Genomic DNA, 15,072 nt, shown 5'->3' on the forward strand with positions numbered 1-15,072 from the left:
CGGGGAGTGGTGGGTGGGATCATGGTGCCGTCCTGGGTGTGCGGAGTGAGGCGGGGGTCGGGTGGTGGGGGAGCGGCGGCGGGGTGGGCGGCGGGCCGGGGAGGTCGTGGCCGAGGCGGAGGGGTTGCGGGCGGCGGCCGGGGCGGTGGTGGCGGACCACCGGGAGGCCGTGGAGCAGGTGCGGGTGGCGTACGTCGGGGTCCGGGACCGGCTGGTGCGGGAGGAGTTGGGGGCCATCCCGGTGGCGCGGCTCCGAGACGTGACGGAGGGGCGGCTGCGGGTCGGGGCGCTGGAGGCGGCCGGGCTGGGGACGGTGCGGCAGGTGGTGGAGGCCTCCGGCTACACGCTGCGGCTGATCCCGGGGGTCGGGGCGCAGACGGCGGCGCAGGCGCTGGCCGCGGCCGGGCAGATCGCCCGGGCGGTCGAGCAGACGGTGGCGGTGCGGCTGGACGTCGAGCGGCAGGACGCGATGAGCTCCGCGCTGGTCGTGGCGCTCCAGCGGCTGGTGGCCGCGGGGCCGGAGGCGCGGCGGGCCCGGGAGACCGCGGAGCGGGTCCTGGCCGAGGTCGAGCCGCTGGTGGCGGCCGCGGGGCCGGCCCGGGGGGTGCTGCGCGGGCTGTTCGCCGGGCGGGAGCGGCGGGCGCAGGCGCAGGCGGCGGTCGAGTCCCTGGCGGAGGCGCTGGTCGGGTTCGCGGCGCGGGAGGTCCCGGTGCTGTTCGCCCAGGCCTCGGTCGACCTGCTGCGTCCGCCGCTCGACCCGGTCGAGGCGTGGACGGACTTCGAGCTCCGCTCGGCCGACTACTACGGCGTGCTCGGCGGGATCGTCGAGGAGGCCGGGGTCGAACTCGCCGCCGCCGAGGGGTTCCTGCCGGAGGACCTGTCGGACCGGGTGCGGGCCGAGCCGCTGGACGACGCCCACTGCCGGGTCTCGCTGCGCGGCTACCAGGCGTTCGGGGCGCGGTTCGCGCTCGCCCAGCGGCGGGTGATCATCGGGGACGAGATGGGCCTCGGCAAGACGGTGCAGGCGATCGCCGTGCTGGCGCACCTGCGGGCCCGGGGGAGCACCCACTTCCTGGTGGTCTGCCCGGCCAGCGTCCTGATCAACTGGATCCGGGAGGTCGAGTCGCGCAGCACCCTGCGGGCGTTCCGGGTGCACGGACCGGAGCGGGAGGCGGCGCTCGCCGAGTGGCTCCGGGACGGTGGGGTCGCGGTGGTGACCTTCGACGGGCTGCGCCGCCTGGAGGCGTCGGAGGTGGCGGAGTCGGCCGCGGTCGGGATGGTCGTGGTGGACGAGGCGCACTTCGTCAAGAACCGTGCCGCGCAGCGCTCCCGGGCGGTGGCGGCCTGGGCGGAGCGGGTGGAGCGGGTGCTGTTCCTCACCGGGACGCCGATGGAGAACCGGGTGGAGGAGTTCCGCACCCTGGTGGAGTACCTCCAGCCCGCGCTGGTGCCGCTGGTCCGGCAGGGTTCGGCGGCCGCCGGGCCGGCGGCCTTCCGCAAGGCCGTCGCCCCGGCCTACCTGCGCCGCAACCAGCAGGACGTGCTCACCGAGCTGCCCGAGGTGGTGCACGTGGACGAGTGGGAGGAGTTCTCGCCCGCCGACCTCGCCGCCTACCGGTCGGCCGTCGCGGCGGGCAACTTCCCGGCGATGCGCCGCGCCGGGTACGCGGACCCGGCGGATTCGGCCAAGCTGAGGCGGCTGCTGGAGATCGTCCGGGAGGCGGCGGACGGCGGGCTGAAGGTGGTGGTCTTCTCGTTCTTCCGGGACGTCCTGGCGGCCGTCCAAACGGCCCTGGACCAGCGGGCGTTCGGGCCGATCGACGGTTCGCTGGAGTCGGCGCGGCGGCAGGACGTGGTGGACGGGTTCAGCGCCGCGCCCGGGCACGCGGTGCTGCTCTGCCAGATCCAGGCCGGGGGCGTGGGGCTGAACATCCAGGCGGCCTCGGTGGTGATCCTGTGCGAGCCGCAGGTCAAGCCGACCCTGGAGGAACAGGCGGTGGCCCGCTCGCGCCGGATGGGGCAGGTCCGCCGGGTACGGGTGCACCGGCTGCTCGCCGCGGACAGCGTCGACCAGCGGGTGCTGGACCTGCTGCGGGCGAAGGGCCGGCTGTTCGACGAGTACGCGCGGCGCAGCGAGGTGGCGGAGTCGACGCCGGAGGCGGTGGACGTGTCGGAGCAGTCGCTGGCGGCGCTGATCGTCGAGGAGGAGCAGCTGCGGCTGGCGGCCGCCGAGGGCTGAACGCGTCAATCGGCGAGCGTGCGCAGGTAGGTGAGGACGGCACGGACCCGGCGGTGGCCGGTGTCGGGGGCGGGCATGCCGAGCTTGCCGAAGATGCTGCCGATGTGCTTGTTCACCGAGCTCTCGGCGAGGAAGAGGAGCCGGGCGATGGTCGGGTTGTTGTGGCCCTCGGCCATCAGGGCGAGCACCTCGCGCTCGCGCGGGGTGAGGGCGGCCAGCGGGTCGGGGCCGGTACGGTGGGCCATCAGCTGGGAGATGACCTCCGGGTCCATCGCGGTGCCGCCCTCGGCGACCCGCCGCAGCGCCTGGAGGAACTCCTCGGCGCGGCCGACCCGGTCCTTGAGGAGGTAGCCGACGCCGGTGGCGCTGTCGGCGAGCAGCTCGGCGGCGTAGGCGCGTTCGACGTACTGGGAGAGGATCAGGACGGGCAGCGCGGGCAGTCGGCGGCGGGCCTCGACGGCGGCGCGCAGGCCCTCGTCGCGGAAGTCCGGGGGCAGCCGGACGTCGACCACGGCGACGTCGGGGCGGTGGTCGAGCAGGGCGGGCAGCAGGTCGTCGCCGTGCTCGACGGTCGCGCACACCTCGTGTCCCTCGCTGTGCAGCAGCAGGACCAGGCCCTCGCGGAGCAGGGCGTTGTCCTCGGCGATCAGGATCCGCACGGGATCTCCACTTCCAGGATGGTCGGGCCCCCGGGCGGGCTGGACAGGCGGGTGGTGCCGTCGAACGCGGCGGCCCGGCGGCGCAGTCCGGGCAGCCCGCTTCCGGCGCCCTCGACGGCGCCGCCCCGGCCGTCGTCCTCGATCCGGACGGCGATGGCGGCAGTGGTGATCCGCAGCCGGACCAGGGCGCCGCGGGCGCCGCTGTGCCGGGCGACGTTGGCGAGCGCCTCGGAGACCACGAAGTAGGCCGCGGCCTCGGCGGCGGCCGGTGCGCGCGGCGGCGGCGGGTCGGCGGAATGGCCCACGGGAGCATCGGAGTTGTGCAGCTCGACCCGGGTCGGTACGGCGCAGCGGGCGGCGAGCGACCGTACGGCCTCGGCCAGGCCGCGGTCGGCGAGCAGCGGCGGGTGGATGCCGCGCACCAGGGTGCGCAGCGACTCCAGGGCCTGTTCGGCGACGAGTTGGGTGGAGTCCACCAACGCGGCGGCCTGCTCGGGGCGTTGGTCGAGCGCGCGGCGGATCATGCCGAGCCGGAGCGAGACGGCCACCAGGTTGGCCTGGGCGCCGTCGTGCAAGTCCCGTTCGATCCGGCGCAGTTCGGCGGCGTGGGCGTCCAGCGCCTCGGACCGGCTGGTGGTCAGCTCCCGGACGCGGTGGGCGAGCGAGACGCGGGGCCGGGCGACCAGCAGCCGGCCGGAGGCCCGGGCGTGCAGGTCGGCGAGCGGCGGCAGCGCGACCAGGGCGACGGCGGCGTAGCCGATGCCGCCCAGCGCCGCGGCGGCGGCCATCGGCCAGGAGTCGACGGTCAGCAGGATGATCTTCCCGCGCTCATCCGGCAGCAGCTGCCACCACACCGGCGCCGTCAGCCAGTTGAAGGCGTGGCTGCACAGGGTGAGGGCGCCGGCGCACAGGGCCGTCCCGGCCGTGCCGTGGGCGAGCAGCCAGAGCAGGTCCTTGCCGACGGCCGGGTCGCGTAGGGACAGCCGGTCGCCGTACGGCGTGCGCAGCCGCTCGCCGCCGAGCCGGGCGCCGACCCGGCGTCGGTGGAAGTCGGCGGAGCGGCGCAGCAGTCGCAGGGCCGGCGGGAGGAGCGGCAGGCCCACGCCGACCAGGCAGAGGGCGAGGACGACGAGCAGCAGGCAGAGCCCGACCAGCGCGGCCAGACCGGTGCCGAGGCAGAGCAGGAGGTAGCGGGCGGCGGCGGGGAAGCGGCGTGCCGCGGACCGGGCGAAGGCGCGCGGGCCCGGGCGGCCCGGGTGGACGGTCGGCCGGGCCGTGGACCCGTCAATCCTCGGCGTCCGCACGACTGTTCAGTGCCTCCGAGCCCCGAGCCGACTTTTCGATCACCCTAGCACCGGCCCCGGGACCGCCCTGGAATCGCTCCGCAGGCCGCCCCGAGGGCGAAGGCCCTTCCGCCGCCACGCGGGGCGCCTCCACAATGGGCGGATCGATCGCGGAAGTGGGGGACCGGGATGGAGTGGCTGCTGGGGATCGGTGGAGCCCTGCTGCTCGGCGTGGTGACCAATCTGGTGTACGACTTCGCCAAGTTCGGCGGGTCCCGGCTCGGCTCCCGGGTGCCGGTGCCGCGGGTCCGGCGGGCGAGCCTGACGGCGGCGGCCCGGGCGCACGACGTGCGGGCGGACGGGCTGGCGCCGCTGATCACCTGGTCCGTGGCCCGGCCGCTGGTGCCGGGCACGCTGGTGACGGCGCACCGCGGGCGGGTGGAGCGCCCGCACGCGCTGGACGCGGCCGGGTGGGCCGAGGAGGTGGCGCGCCAGCGGGCGGCCGGTGCGGCGGGCCGGACGGCGTACATCTCGCGGCTGACGGTCGATCACGGCGAGCACGGCGGCGCGCGGGTCTGCGAGGTGGACATCGCCGAGAGCGACTACGCGGAGTGCATGGCCACCACCCGGCTGGGCCGGGAGGACCCGGCGGCGGCCCGGCTGCTGCGCGCGGCCCTGGACGAGGGACTGACGAGCTTCGTGGCCGTCGCCCCGCCCACGATGGTCAGCGCCTGCGTCGCGGTGCGGGACCGGCTGGGCCGGCTGCTGCTGCTCCGCCGCTCGCTGGCGGTCAACACCTTCCCGGCGCAGTGGACGGTCGGGATCAACGAGACGATGAAGTACCGCGACGAGCCCGGCGCCGCCGAGGACTTCTACGGGCTGGTCCGGCGGGCGCTGGAGGAGGAACTGGGGCTGCTGCCGGACGACGTCGGGCCGGCCGTGATCACCTGGCTGGGCTGGAGCGAGCCGGCCTCCTGCTACACGCTGGTGGCCACCGTCCGGTCCCGGCTCGACGCGGCCGGGATCGACCGCCGCCGCGAGGCCTGCCACAGCAGCTTCGAGCACGACATGGCCGTCTGGGTGCCCTTCACCCGCCGTACGGTCTCCGAGCTGGTCGAGGGCGGCACCTGCCCGGACGGCTCGCGGCGCTGGTCGTACCTCGCGCCGCTGGTCGCCTGGGAGGCCTGGCGGGCGGCGCGGCAGGAGCGGGCGTAGGCCGGAACGGGTATTCCCGGGAACGGGTATTCCCGGGAACGGGCGTTCCGTATGCGGAACGAGCGTTCTCGGGGCGGCCGCGGTCAGCCGACGGCGGCCCGCCAGTCCGCCGGACCGCTCGCCGGGAGGTGCCCGGGCAGGCCCGGCGTCCAGCGCTTCGAGCCATCCGGCAGGACGGCCAGGGCCTCGATGCCGGGTCGGCGGGCGGCCCAGGCGAGGGCGCGGTCCGGGCCCATCGCGAACGCGGCGGTGGCCCAGGCGTCGGTGCGGGCGATGCCGGTGCCCGGGGCGCCGACCAGGGTGAGCGAGGCCAGGCCCCGGGCCGGGCGGCCGGTGTGCGGGTCGAGGATGTGCGCGCCGCGCTCGGCGGTGCCGGAAGTGGCCACGGCGAGGTCGTCACCGGCGAGGACGGCGGCCAGCAGCCCCGGCTGCCGGGGGTCGGCGATGCCGATCCGCCACGGGCCGCCGGCGGTCTGCACGTCCCCGCCGCCGCTGACGCAGTACTGCCGGGCGCCGGAGGAGCGCAGCAGGCCGGCTGCCTGCTCGACCGCCCACCCCTTGACCCAGCCGCTCGGGTCCAGCCGCCCGCCCGGCCGCTCGCTGAAGTGGCCGTCCGTCTCGGCGGCCACGTCGCGGCAGGCCGCCAGCACGGCGCGGACCTCCGGATCGCAGTCGTCCAGGGCGAGTTCGCCCCGGTCGAGGCGGCTGATGTCGCTGTCCGGCCGGTAGGTGGAGAACACCGCGTCGATCCGGTGCAGCCGTTCGGCGATCCGCTCCAGCGCGGCGGCGGTGCCGGGGCCGGGGTCGCGGACGGCGATCGAGAAGACGGTGCCCATCACGGGCTCGGCGTGGCGCAGCACGGGGCGCCTCAGCCCTTGGCCCGGTCGAGGGCGCTCTGCAGGGAGCGGACGTAGCCGTCGCTGGTGTACGTCGCGCCGCTGACCACGTCGATGGCGGCGCTCTGCGCGGATATCGCCTCCTGGTTGAGCACGGGCAGCGCGGAGCTGTTGATCTCGCGGTCGCGGCGCTCGGAGTTCGGGTACTTGACCACGTCGACGGCGGTGATCCGGCTGCCGGCCAGGGTGACCTGCACCTGGACCGGCCCGTACCGGGTGTTGACGGTGTCGCCGCTGACCTTCCGGGTGGCGCCCGTGCCCGCGGCGGAGGCGGAAGAGGAGGGTGCTGGGGCCTCCGACGGCTGCGAGACATCGGAACCGGAACCGGTACCCGCGCCCGAGCCGATCACCGGGGCGGGCCCGGCCGCCTCGTGCGGCTTGAGGGACAGCAGCAGCACCACCCCGGCCGCGGTGGCGGCGCTGGTGACGACGGCTCGGCGCATGGAAATCAACGCTCCTCAGGTGCTTGGCGAGCCGAACGGGCTCAGCGGGCGGAAGGACTCGGCGAACGAACGGGCTCAGCGGGCGGACGGGCTCAGAACGAAAAGCTCTCGTGGTGGATGCGCCCCCGTCGCACCCCCGCGGCCCGCAGCGCGCGCACGGCCTCCTCGGCCATCGCCTCCGGGCCGCACAGGTAGACCTCGTGGTCGGCGAGGTCCGGGACCAGCCGGGCCAGCGCGGCCCCGAGGTCGCCGACCTGCTCGCGCGAGCCGAGCAGCTCGTGCACCGCCGCACCGCGCCGCCGGGCGACATCGTCCAGTTCCGCCCGGAACAGCACGTCCTGCGGCCGCCGGGCCCGCTGGACCAGCGTCAGCTCGCCCGGCAGCGTCTCGAACAGGGCGCGCAGCGGGGTGATCCCCACCCCGGCGCCGAGCAGCAGCACCCGGCGCTGCCGCAGCCGCCGCCCGGTGAACGCCCCGTACGGGCCCTCGGCGCGCACCCTGGTCCCCGGGCGCAGGGCGGCCACGGCGGCGCTGTGCCCGCCGAGGTCCTTGACCGTGAAGCGCAGGAAGCGCGGGTGGGGCGGCGCGGACAGCGAGTACGGGTTGGCGGCCCAGCGCAGCCCGGGGGCCTGGAACTGGAGCCGGAAGAACTGGCCCGGCTCGGCGCGGAGTCCGTCCAGCCGCCGACCGGTCAGGAAGAGCGACACCACGCCGGGGCCCTCCGGCCGTACCTCGGCGACGGTCAGGCCGTGCCGCCGGTCGAGCAGCCACGGCCGCAGCAGCCGGAACCAGCCGAGCAGCGCCGCCGTCCCGAAGTAGAGCGCGTACCAGGCGGCCCGGCCGGGGCCGCCGCCCAGGTCGGCGCCGGTGGCGAGCTGGTGGGAGAAGGCCAGCACCACCGCGAGGTAGGTCGCCAGGTGCAGGTAGTACCAGGTCTCGTACGGGAGGCGGCGTCGCGCGATCCGGGCGGAGACGGCGCCGGTGCCGAGCAGCAGCAGGGTGCCCAGGGCGGCCTTGACCATCTCGGGGTAGTGGAAGACGATCTCCACGCCCTCGCCGACCACCCCGCGCCCGTCGGTCAGCGCGTAGCCCCAGACGACCGCCAGCACGTGCACCGAGACCAGGGCCACCATCCACCGCCCGCCGAACGCGTGCCAGCGCGCCAGCCGGTCCGCCCCGACCCCGCGCTCCACCGGCGGCAGCCGGGCCATCAGCAGGAGCAGCACCGGCGCGGCGTAGCCGGCCAGCAGCCCGGTGATCCGGCCGGCGCCGGTCAGCCAGTCGGCCGCGCCGACCACCGCCGGGGTGCCCGTCCACCACAGCGCGAGCACGCCGAGCGCGCCCACGGAGACCAGGCCGAGCGCCGCGCGCGGGTCGAGGGCGAACGGCGGTCGCGGCGCCGCCCGGTGCCTCGGGCGGTCGGGTGCCGGCCGGGGCCCGGGCCGCGACGTCGGTGCGGCGGCAGTGCTCATCGGGAACCTCCTCAGCGCCCGGCGGCGAGGACCGCCGGGCCGCCCACGATCGCAGCGCAAGCTCTGAGCCGGCTCTGAGTCGGCCGGCCGACGGGACCCGCCGTGAAGGCGTTCATGCAGGTCAGTGGCAGTGTGATGGTCTACGAACCACTTTCCGGGGTCTCAGCGCTTTCTCATCGGGGCGGGTCAGGATGAGCACCGCGCAGCACGAGACCGAGGGAGCCCCCATGGACGAGACCGCCGGCCGCCCGGACTGGCGGGTCCTGGTCGTCGACGACGAACCGGACCTGGTCGAGGTGGTGTGCGGGGCCGTCCGCTACGAGGGCTGGCAGGCGCGCGGCGCGACCACCGGCCTGGCCGCCGTCGAGGCCGCCGCGGCCTGGCGGCCGCACGCCGTGGTGCTGGACGTGATGCTGCCCGACCTCGACGGCCTGGAGGTGCTGCGCCGCATCCACGCCGGGCAGCCCGAGGCGCGGGTGCTCTTCCTCACCGCCCGGGACGCCGTCGAGGAGCGGATCGCCGGCATCGCGGCCGGCGGCGACGACTACGTGACCAAGCCGTTCAGTCTGGCCGAGGTGGTGGTCCGACTGCGCGGCCTGCTGCGCCGGGCCGCCCCGCCCGCCGTGCCCGGGCAGCCGCCCCCGCACGCCCTGGTGCTCGGCGACCTGGTGCTGGACGACCGGGCCCGCGAGGTCACCCGGGGCGGGGAGGCGGTCGAGCTCAGCCCCACCGAGTACGCGCTGCTCGCCCACCTGATGCGCCACCCCCGGCAGGTGCTCAGCAAGGCGCAGATCCTGGACGCCGTCTGGTCGTACGACTTCGGCGGGCAGGCGCACATCGTGGAGCTGTACATCAGCTACCTGCGCAAGAAGGTGGACGCCGGGCGCAGTCCGATGATCCACACGGTGCGCGGCGCGGGCTACCTGATCAAGGCCGCGACGTGAGCGACGCGCAGGCCGGCGACGCGAAGCGCCAAAAGTCCGGCGACCCGAAGCGCCTGGGGTCCCGCGTCGCCCGGCTGGTGCCCCGCACCCTGCGGGCCCGGCTGATCGCCGGACTGCTGGTGCTGCTCGTCGTCACCTGCGCCGCCGTCGGCCTCGCCACCACCGCCGCGCTGCGCCACTTCCTGGTCGACCGGCTGGACCAGCAGCTCACCGAGTCCGGCGGACGCTACGCCGCGAGCCTGGAGCACACCGCCCAGGGCGCCGGCCCCGACACCCGGGCCCAGACCCCCGGCACCCTCGGCGTACGGCTGCTCGGCGGACGGGTCACCGCCGCGGGCGTGGTCGACGGGGACGCCGACGACGTGGACAGCCCCGGCGACGAGGACGACCGGGTCGCCTTCACCCCCGACCAGCAGCACGCGCTGGCCGCCCTGCCCGTCGACGGCCCGGCCCGCACCCTCGACCTCGGCCGGGCCCTGGGCCGCTACCGGGTCCGCGCGGTCACCGGGCGGGACGGCGACGTGCTGGTCAGCGGTCTGCCGCTGCGCCCGGCCGAGGACACCGTCGAGCGGCTGGCGACCCTGGAGCTCACCGTGTTCGCGATCTCCGTCGCCGCGGCCGGTGCTGCCGGGGCCGCCTGGGTCGGCGTCTCGCTGCGCCCGCTGCGGCGGGTGGTGGGCATGGCCGAGCGGGTCAGCGCGCTGCCGCTCGCCAGCGGCGAGGTGATGCTCGCCGAGCGCGTGCCCGACGACGACCCGCGCACCGAGGTCGGCCGGGTCGGCGCCGCGCTCAACCGGATGCTCGGGCACGTCGGCGGCGCACTCGCCCGCCGCCACGCGGTGGAGGAGCGGCTGCGCGGCTTCGCCGCCGACGCCAGCCACGAGCTGCGCACCCCGGTCGCGGCGGTCCGCGGCCACGCCGAGCTGGCGCTGCGCCACCCCGGGCCGGTGCCGCCCGAGGTGCGGCACTCGCTGGAGCGGATCGACGCCGAGGCGCTGCGGATGGGGGCGATCGTCGAGGACCTGCTGCTGCTCGCCCGGCTGGACGCCGGCCGCCCGCTGGCCGAGGAGGAGGTGGACCTGACCCGGACCGCCCTCGACGCGGTGGCCGACGCCCGTGCCGCCGGACCGGAGCACCGCTGGCGGCTCGTCCTGCCCGAGGAACCGGTGCTGGTGCGCGGGGACGGGCACCGGCTGAGCCAGGTGGTGGCCAACCTGCTGGCCAACGCCCGGAGCCACACCCCGCCCGGCACCGAGGTCGAGCTGCGGCTCGAACGGGCGGACGGCCAGGTCGAGTTGAGCGTCACGGACGACGGCCCGGGGATCGCGCCGGAGCTGGCCGACCGGGTCTTCGAGCGCTTCGTCCGGGGCGACCGGGCCCGCTCCCGGGCCACCGGCTCGACCGGGCTCGGCCTGGCGATCGTCCGGGCCGTGGTCGGGGCGCACGGCGGCACGGTGACGGTGGCGAGCCGGCCCGGCCGTACTGAGTTCACCGTCCGGCTGCCGTGACGGTCGCCCTGGCAGCGGTGGGGATCGCGGCGGGTGCGGCAGCCGTCCGGAAGCGCTGCCGGTAGTCGGTCGGCGTCGTCCCGAGGCGGCGGCGGAAGGCGCGCACCAGGGTGTCGACGGTGCCGAACCCGCAGGCGGTGGCGATGCGTTCGAGCGTCGCGTCGGTGGACTCCAGCCGGTGGCGGGCCAGTTCGACCCGGGCCGATTCGACGTAGGCGCTCGGGGTGGTGCCCAGCTCCGTCTTGAAGATCCGGGTCAACTGCCGTTCGCTGACGTGGGCGTGGGCCGCGAGGTCCGGGACGGTGAGCCGCCCGGAGAGGTTGCGCAGGATGTGGTGGCGCAGCTCCTCGATCCGCCGGGTGGTCGACACGGGCTCCAGCGGGACGCTGAACTGGCTCTGGCCGCTGGGGCGTTTGAGGTACATGACGAGCTGGCGGGCGACCCGCAGGGCCAGCTCCTCGCCGAAGTCCTCGGCGACCAGGGCGAGCGAAAGGTCCAGGCAGGCGCTGATGCCCGCGCCCGTCCAGACCTCGCCCTCGCGAATGAAGATCGGGTCCGGGTCGACCTCGATCTCCGGGTGCTCCTCGGCGAGTTGGCCGGCCGTGGACCAGTGGGTGGTGGCGCGCCGCCCGTCCAGCAGCCCGGCGGCGGCGAGCAGGTGCGCGCCGACGCAGACGCTCGCCACCCGGCGCGAGCGGGCGGCCAGGGTGCGGACCCGGTCGACCACCGCCGGGTCGGTGAGCGCGCGGACCCGGCGGCGCTCGTCCACCTCGACCGAGCCGGGCACCAGCAGGGTGTCGATCCGGCTCCGGGCGGCCTCGTCGAAGGTGAGGTCGGGCAGGATGCGCACGCCCGCCGAGGTGGTGACCGGCGCCGCCGTCTCGGCGGCGAGGACGACCCGGTAGCCGGTCGCGTCGTCGGTCTCCCGGCGGACCAGGGAGAACACCTCGGGCGGGCCGGTCACGTCGAGAAGGTCGACGCCCTCGAACAGCACGATGACGATCAGCCGTTGCGCAGCCGGTGCGGGCACTGCCTGCTCCCCTCGTTCCCCGGGGCGCTCTTCCCCGTCGATGTCGGAATCTGCATGTTAGGCGACATTGCCGACACCCGAGCGCCGCCCGTAGCGTTCTCGAAGCCGGCCGCACCAGGTGTGACCTGCGAGATCCCCGACTCCCGACCGTGAAGGCGGCACCCCATGCCCACGACGACCCTGCGCACCCTCAACGGCCTCGACGAGCAGCCCGCCGCGCTCGGCGACGCGACCCTGATCATGATCGACTACCAGAACACCTACGTGCGCGGCGTGATGGAACTGGAGGGCTGGCAGGAGGCGCTCGACGCCGGTGCCGACCTGCTCGCCCGGGCCCGGGACGCCGGCGCCCCCGTGATCCACGTGATCAACGACGGCGGCGAGGGCACCCCGTACGACATCCGGGCCGAGATCGGGCGGATCCACCCGAGCGTGGCCCCGGCCGAGGGCGAGCGGGTGGTGGTCAAGCAGGCCCCGGACGCCTTCGTCGGCACCGAGCTGGGCGAACTGCTCGACGCCGCCGGCCGCCGGGACGTCGTCGTCGCCGGGTTCATGACCCACATGTGCGTGGCCTTCACCACGGCCGGCGCCTTCCTGCGCGGCAACCGCCCGACCGTCGTGGCCGCCGCCTGCGCCACCCGCCCGCTGGAGTCGGCGGGCACCGGGCTGACGGCCGCCCAGGTCCACCGCGCGGCGCTGGCGACGATCGGCGACCTGTACGGCGTGGTGGTGGAGTCCCCGGCCGACCTCGGCTGAGGCCAGGCCAGGCCAGGCCGGACCGGACCGGACCGGACCGCGCGCGGAGCCGGGGCCGACGGCCGGGGTCCGCCCGGATCGCCACCGATCCGCCGCCGCCTCGTTGACCAGACGGTGCACGGCGAACAGCGGTGCACGGTGCGCGGTGGCGGAGAGGGGCGGGGAACGGGCATGGCGGCGAACGGGGCGGCAGCGGTGGGCGGTCCGCCGGAGCTGGCGGAGTCGTACCGGCTCTGCGAGCGGGAGGTGGCCGCCCACCAGGCCCCGCTGCGGGCGATCAGTGACACGCTGCCGCCCGAGGTGCGGCCGTACTTCCACGCCGTCAACGGCTTCGCCTCCCGGTCCGACCGGATCGCCGACGACGCCGCTGCCGACTCCGACTCCTACGGTGACGAGGACGCCCAGGGCGCCGCCGACCCCGCCGAGCGCGAGCGCCGGTTCGCCCGCTGGCGGGCCGACACCCTGGCCGACCTCGCGGCCGGCCGCAGCGACCACCCGCTGCGCCGGGCCTTCGTCGACACCGTGCGGCGCTGGGAGCTGGACCGGGCGCTGGTCGAGGAGTTCCTGGACGCCACCCGGGCCGACGGCGCCCGCCCGCCCGCCTTCGAGACCCACGCGGACCAGCGCCGCCACCTGCGGGGCGTCGCGGGGACGGTCGCCGAGCTGTGGGCCCCGCTGCTGGGCGCGCGGGGCCCGCGGGCGGCGGGCGCGCTGTCCGCGCTGGGGGAGGCCTGCCAGCTGGCGGACATCCTGGAGGACCTCCCGCTCGACCTCGCGGCCGGCCGCTGCTACCTGCCGCGGGACGACCTGCGCCGACTCGGCCTGAACGTCGCCGACTTCGGCCGGGACAAGAGTCAGGACGACCGCCGACCCGACCGCCGCACCGCCCTGGACGAGCTGGTCGAGAGCCAGCAGAGGCACCTGCACCGCCTGCTGGAGCAGGCCCTGCCCGCCACCTGGCTCGCCGCCCCCGGCTGCCGTCCGTTCCTGCACACCTTGCTGCTCGGCGCCCAGCTCCAGTACGACGAAGTGACCCTGCTGCGCTCACGCGTCCTGACCGAGGGCCTCACCCCGCTGAGCTCCGACGGCACCACGCCCCACCGCCGCGCCCGGCCCGCGCCTCTCGAGGGCGCGCCCGCCCACGTCGCCGTGATCATGGACGGTAACCGCCGCTGGGCCGAGGCCCGTCGGCTGCCCGCCCAGCACGGCCACCGGGCCGGGCAGCGGGCCGCGCTGCGCCTGGTCAACGCGGCGCTGCGGCTGGGCATCCGCCACCTGAGCCTGTACGCCTTCTCCACCGAGAACTGGGACCGCCCGCCCGAGGAACTGACCGCGCTGTTCGACTCGCTGGCCGACGGCCTCACCCGCAGCGCGGAGGGCCTGCACGCGCTCGGCGTACGGATCCGCTGGTGCGGCCGGCGGGACCGGGTGGAGGAGTCGCTCGCGTCCTCCATCGCGCTGGTGGAGAGCCTGACGTCGAACAACGGCACGCTGACCCTGACGGTCTGCGTGGACTACGGCGGACGGGAGGAACTGGCCGCCGCGGCACGGGGCCTGGCCGCCGAGGCGGTGGCGGGCCGGATCAGCCCGGAGGCGATCGGCCCGGCCGACCTCGCCCGGCACCTGTACGCCCCCGACCTCCCGGACGTGGACCTGCTGATCCGCACCTCCGGGGAGCAGCGGATCAGCAACTTCCTGCCCTGGCAGCTCGCCTACGCCGAGTTGCTGTTCGATCCCACGCCGTGGCCGGACTACGACCTGGCCCGGCTGCGCGGGGCGGTCCGGGCGTACGCGGTGCGCGAGCGGCGCTTCGGCGGCGGCGTGCCCGCCCAGTCCCGGACGCCCCGCCGCGACCGGCCCGCTACGGCTTCTGCTCCTGGGCGGCCGGAGGAGGGGTGTACGTCCCCTGGGCCGTGACGTAGGCCAGCACCGTGTCCACGGTGACCGGGTGCGCACCGAAGTTGGCGGTGTACGCGTCCACCGCCTCCTGGGTGGGGCGCAGCGGCACCCCGCTGAGCCGGACCTTCATCGGCTTCCCGGCCGGCACCGGATCGGCCGTCAGCTTGCCCTCGGTGAGGCCGCAGCGGAAGGCCGAGCGGTGCCCCATCTCCGCCCCGCTGACCTCGCACCGGCCCGAGCCCAGGCCGTCCTTGATCGCACCGGACAGGTTGACCACCCGGTAGTCGCCCTTGGAGGTGCGGACGGAGACCCCGCCGTCCAGCGCCCCGTCGCCGTGCGCCTTCGGCGGGTTGGCGAGGGACGGGTCGCCCACGGCGGAGCGGATCGGCAGGTGGACCGCCGGGCCCCGTTGGTCCAGCACCATGCGCGCCGGGGCGACGACGTCCACCATCGCGTGGAAGCGGTCCAGCTGGGCCTGTGCCTCCGGGGTCCAGCGCACCTCCACCCAGCCGTCGGAGAGCGTGCCCAGACTCCCGGTGCGGTCGGTGCCGCCGTCAACGGCACCGGCCGCCGTCCCGGTGAGCCACCCCAGTAGCGGGGCGCCCAGCGCCGCGCCCAGCAGCGAACGCCGCGTCGTGCCCATCGTCCCGAACCGTCCTTCCCTGGCCGCCCGGTACGGCCCCGGAAGCGATCATCCGTCCACCGACCGTCTCCGGGGCCGAGGCGGG

13 protein-coding genes are annotated in these 15,072 nt (G+C 76.1%); 6 read left to right on the forward strand and 7 right to left on the reverse strand.

The window, feature by feature from the left end:
- The first annotated feature begins 106 nt into the window (after positions 1 to 106).
- A complete protein-coding gene (locus tag ACLWS4_RS29975) occupies positions 107 to 2,239 on the forward strand; it encodes a DEAD/DEAH box helicase (RefSeq protein ID WP_416875756.1) in 2,133 nt (710 codons plus the stop codon).
- 5 nt (positions 2,240 to 2,244) lie between these two features.
- On the opposite strand, the gene ACLWS4_RS29980 is transcribed toward ACLWS4_RS29975, so the two are convergent.
- Both ACLWS4_RS29980 and ACLWS4_RS29985 read right to left on the reverse strand, forming a co-directional pair.
- Positions 2,245 to 2,898: a response regulator gene (locus tag ACLWS4_RS29980; RefSeq protein WP_380741524.1), complete on the reverse strand. Its 654-nt coding sequence runs from the start codon at positions 2,896 to 2,898 to the stop codon at positions 2,245 to 2,247.
- The gene (locus ACLWS4_RS29985; protein WP_416875757.1) at positions 2,886 to 4,202 is read right to left on the reverse strand and encodes a sensor domain-containing protein; all 1,317 of its coding nucleotides are present in this window, start codon (positions 4,200 to 4,202) and stop codon (positions 2,886 to 2,888) included. Before ACLWS4_RS29985 ends, ACLWS4_RS29980 begins: the two co-directional genes overlap by 13 nt.
- Positions 4,203 to 4,370: 168 nt before the next feature.
- Here ACLWS4_RS29985 and ACLWS4_RS29990 point away from each other — a divergent pair, with 168 nt between their 5' ends.
- Complete coding sequence (locus ACLWS4_RS29990; protein WP_416875758.1) at positions 4,371 to 5,396, forward strand: hypothetical protein; 1,026 nt, start codon at positions 4,371 to 4,373, stop codon at positions 5,394 to 5,396.
- An 83-nt stretch (positions 5,397 to 5,479) separates the two neighbouring features.
- Here ACLWS4_RS29990 and ACLWS4_RS29995 read toward each other — a convergent pair whose 3' ends face one another.
- The 3 genes from ACLWS4_RS29995 to ACLWS4_RS30005 form a co-directional block, all read right to left on the reverse strand.
- Positions 5,480 to 6,232 carry an FAD:protein FMN transferase gene (locus ACLWS4_RS29995; RefSeq protein ID WP_387829685.1) on the reverse strand — a complete coding sequence of 251 codons (753 nt, stop codon included), beginning with the start codon at positions 6,230 to 6,232 and terminating at the stop codon, positions 5,480 to 5,482.
- Positions 6,233 to 6,264: 32 nt separating this feature from the next.
- Positions 6,265 to 6,735, reverse strand: a complete 471-nt coding sequence (locus ACLWS4_RS30000; RefSeq protein WP_388052154.1) for an FMN-binding protein — start codon at positions 6,733 to 6,735, stop codon at positions 6,265 to 6,267.
- 92 nt (positions 6,736 to 6,827) lie between these two features.
- A complete protein-coding gene (locus ACLWS4_RS30005) occupies positions 6,828 to 8,207 on the reverse strand; it encodes a ferric reductase-like transmembrane domain-containing protein (protein WP_416875759.1) in 1,380 nt (459 codons plus the stop codon).
- A gap of 227 nt (positions 8,208 to 8,434) precedes the next feature.
- Here ACLWS4_RS30005 and ACLWS4_RS30010 point away from each other — a divergent pair, with 227 nt between their 5' ends.
- Entirely contained in the window at positions 8,435 to 9,151 is a 717-nt protein-coding gene (locus tag ACLWS4_RS30010) for a response regulator transcription factor (protein ID WP_380741528.1), read from the forward strand.
- A 53-nt stretch (positions 9,152 to 9,204) separates the two neighbouring features.
- A complete protein-coding gene (locus ACLWS4_RS30015; protein WP_416875792.1) occupies positions 9,205 to 10,659 on the forward strand; it encodes a sensor histidine kinase in 1,455 nt (484 codons plus the stop codon).
- On the opposite strand, the gene ACLWS4_RS30020 is transcribed toward ACLWS4_RS30015, so the two are convergent.
- Entirely contained in the window at positions 10,640 to 11,689 is a 1,050-nt protein-coding gene (locus tag ACLWS4_RS30020; protein WP_380741530.1) for a GlxA family transcriptional regulator, read from the reverse strand. The genes ACLWS4_RS30015 and ACLWS4_RS30020 overlap by 20 nt on opposite strands.
- A gap of 165 nt (positions 11,690 to 11,854) precedes the next feature.
- Here ACLWS4_RS30020 and ACLWS4_RS30025 point away from each other — a divergent pair, with 165 nt between their 5' ends.
- Positions 11,855 to 12,445, forward strand: a complete 591-nt coding sequence (locus ACLWS4_RS30025; protein ID WP_380741531.1) for a cysteine hydrolase family protein — start codon at positions 11,855 to 11,857, stop codon at positions 12,443 to 12,445.
- Positions 12,446 to 12,616: 171 nt separating this feature from the next.
- A complete protein-coding gene (uppS, locus tag ACLWS4_RS30030) occupies positions 12,617 to 14,362 on the forward strand; it encodes a polyprenyl diphosphate synthase (protein ID WP_416875760.1) in 1,746 nt (581 codons plus the stop codon).
- Here the strand turns inward: uppS and ACLWS4_RS30035 are convergent.
- Positions 14,307 to 14,987, reverse strand: a complete 681-nt coding sequence (locus tag ACLWS4_RS30035) for a hypothetical protein (RefSeq protein ID WP_181970893.1) — start codon at positions 14,985 to 14,987, stop codon at positions 14,307 to 14,309. The two genes, uppS and ACLWS4_RS30035, sit on opposite strands and share 56 nt — an antisense overlap.
- Between the last annotated feature and the right edge of the window lie 85 nt (positions 14,988 to 15,072).

This window comes from Kitasatospora sp. SC0581, from assembly GCF_048159585.1.
In the GTDB taxonomy this organism is placed as follows: Bacteria; Actinomycetota; Actinomycetes; order Streptomycetales; family Streptomycetaceae; genus Kitasatospora.

Coding starts and splice junctions, on each gene's coding strand:
- ACLWS4_RS29990 (WP_416875758.1), top strand. CDS start 4,371: ATGGAGTGGCTGCTGGGGATCGGTGGAGCCCTGCTGCTCGGCGTGGTG.
- ACLWS4_RS29995 (WP_387829685.1), bottom strand. CDS start 6,232: ATGGGCACCGTCTTCTCGATCGCCGTCCGCGACCCCGGCCCCGGCACC.
- ACLWS4_RS30000 (WP_388052154.1), bottom strand. CDS start 6,735: ATGCGCCGAGCCGTCGTCACCAGCGCCGCCACCGCGGCCGGGGTGGTG.
- ACLWS4_RS30005 (WP_416875759.1), bottom strand. CDS start 8,207: ATGAGCACTGCCGCCGCACCGACGTCGCGGCCCGGGCCCCGGCCGGCA.
- ACLWS4_RS30010 (WP_380741528.1), top strand. CDS start 8,435: ATGGACGAGACCGCCGGCCGCCCGGACTGGCGGGTCCTGGTCGTCGAC.
- ACLWS4_RS30025 (WP_380741531.1), top strand. CDS start 11,855: ATGCCCACGACGACCCTGCGCACCCTCAACGGCCTCGACGAGCAGCCC.
- uppS (WP_416875760.1), top strand. CDS start 12,617: ATGGCGGCGAACGGGGCGGCAGCGGTGGGCGGTCCGCCGGAGCTGGCG.
- ACLWS4_RS30035 (WP_181970893.1), bottom strand. CDS start 14,987: ATGGGCACGACGCGGCGTTCGCTGCTGGGCGCGGCGCTGGGCGCCCCG.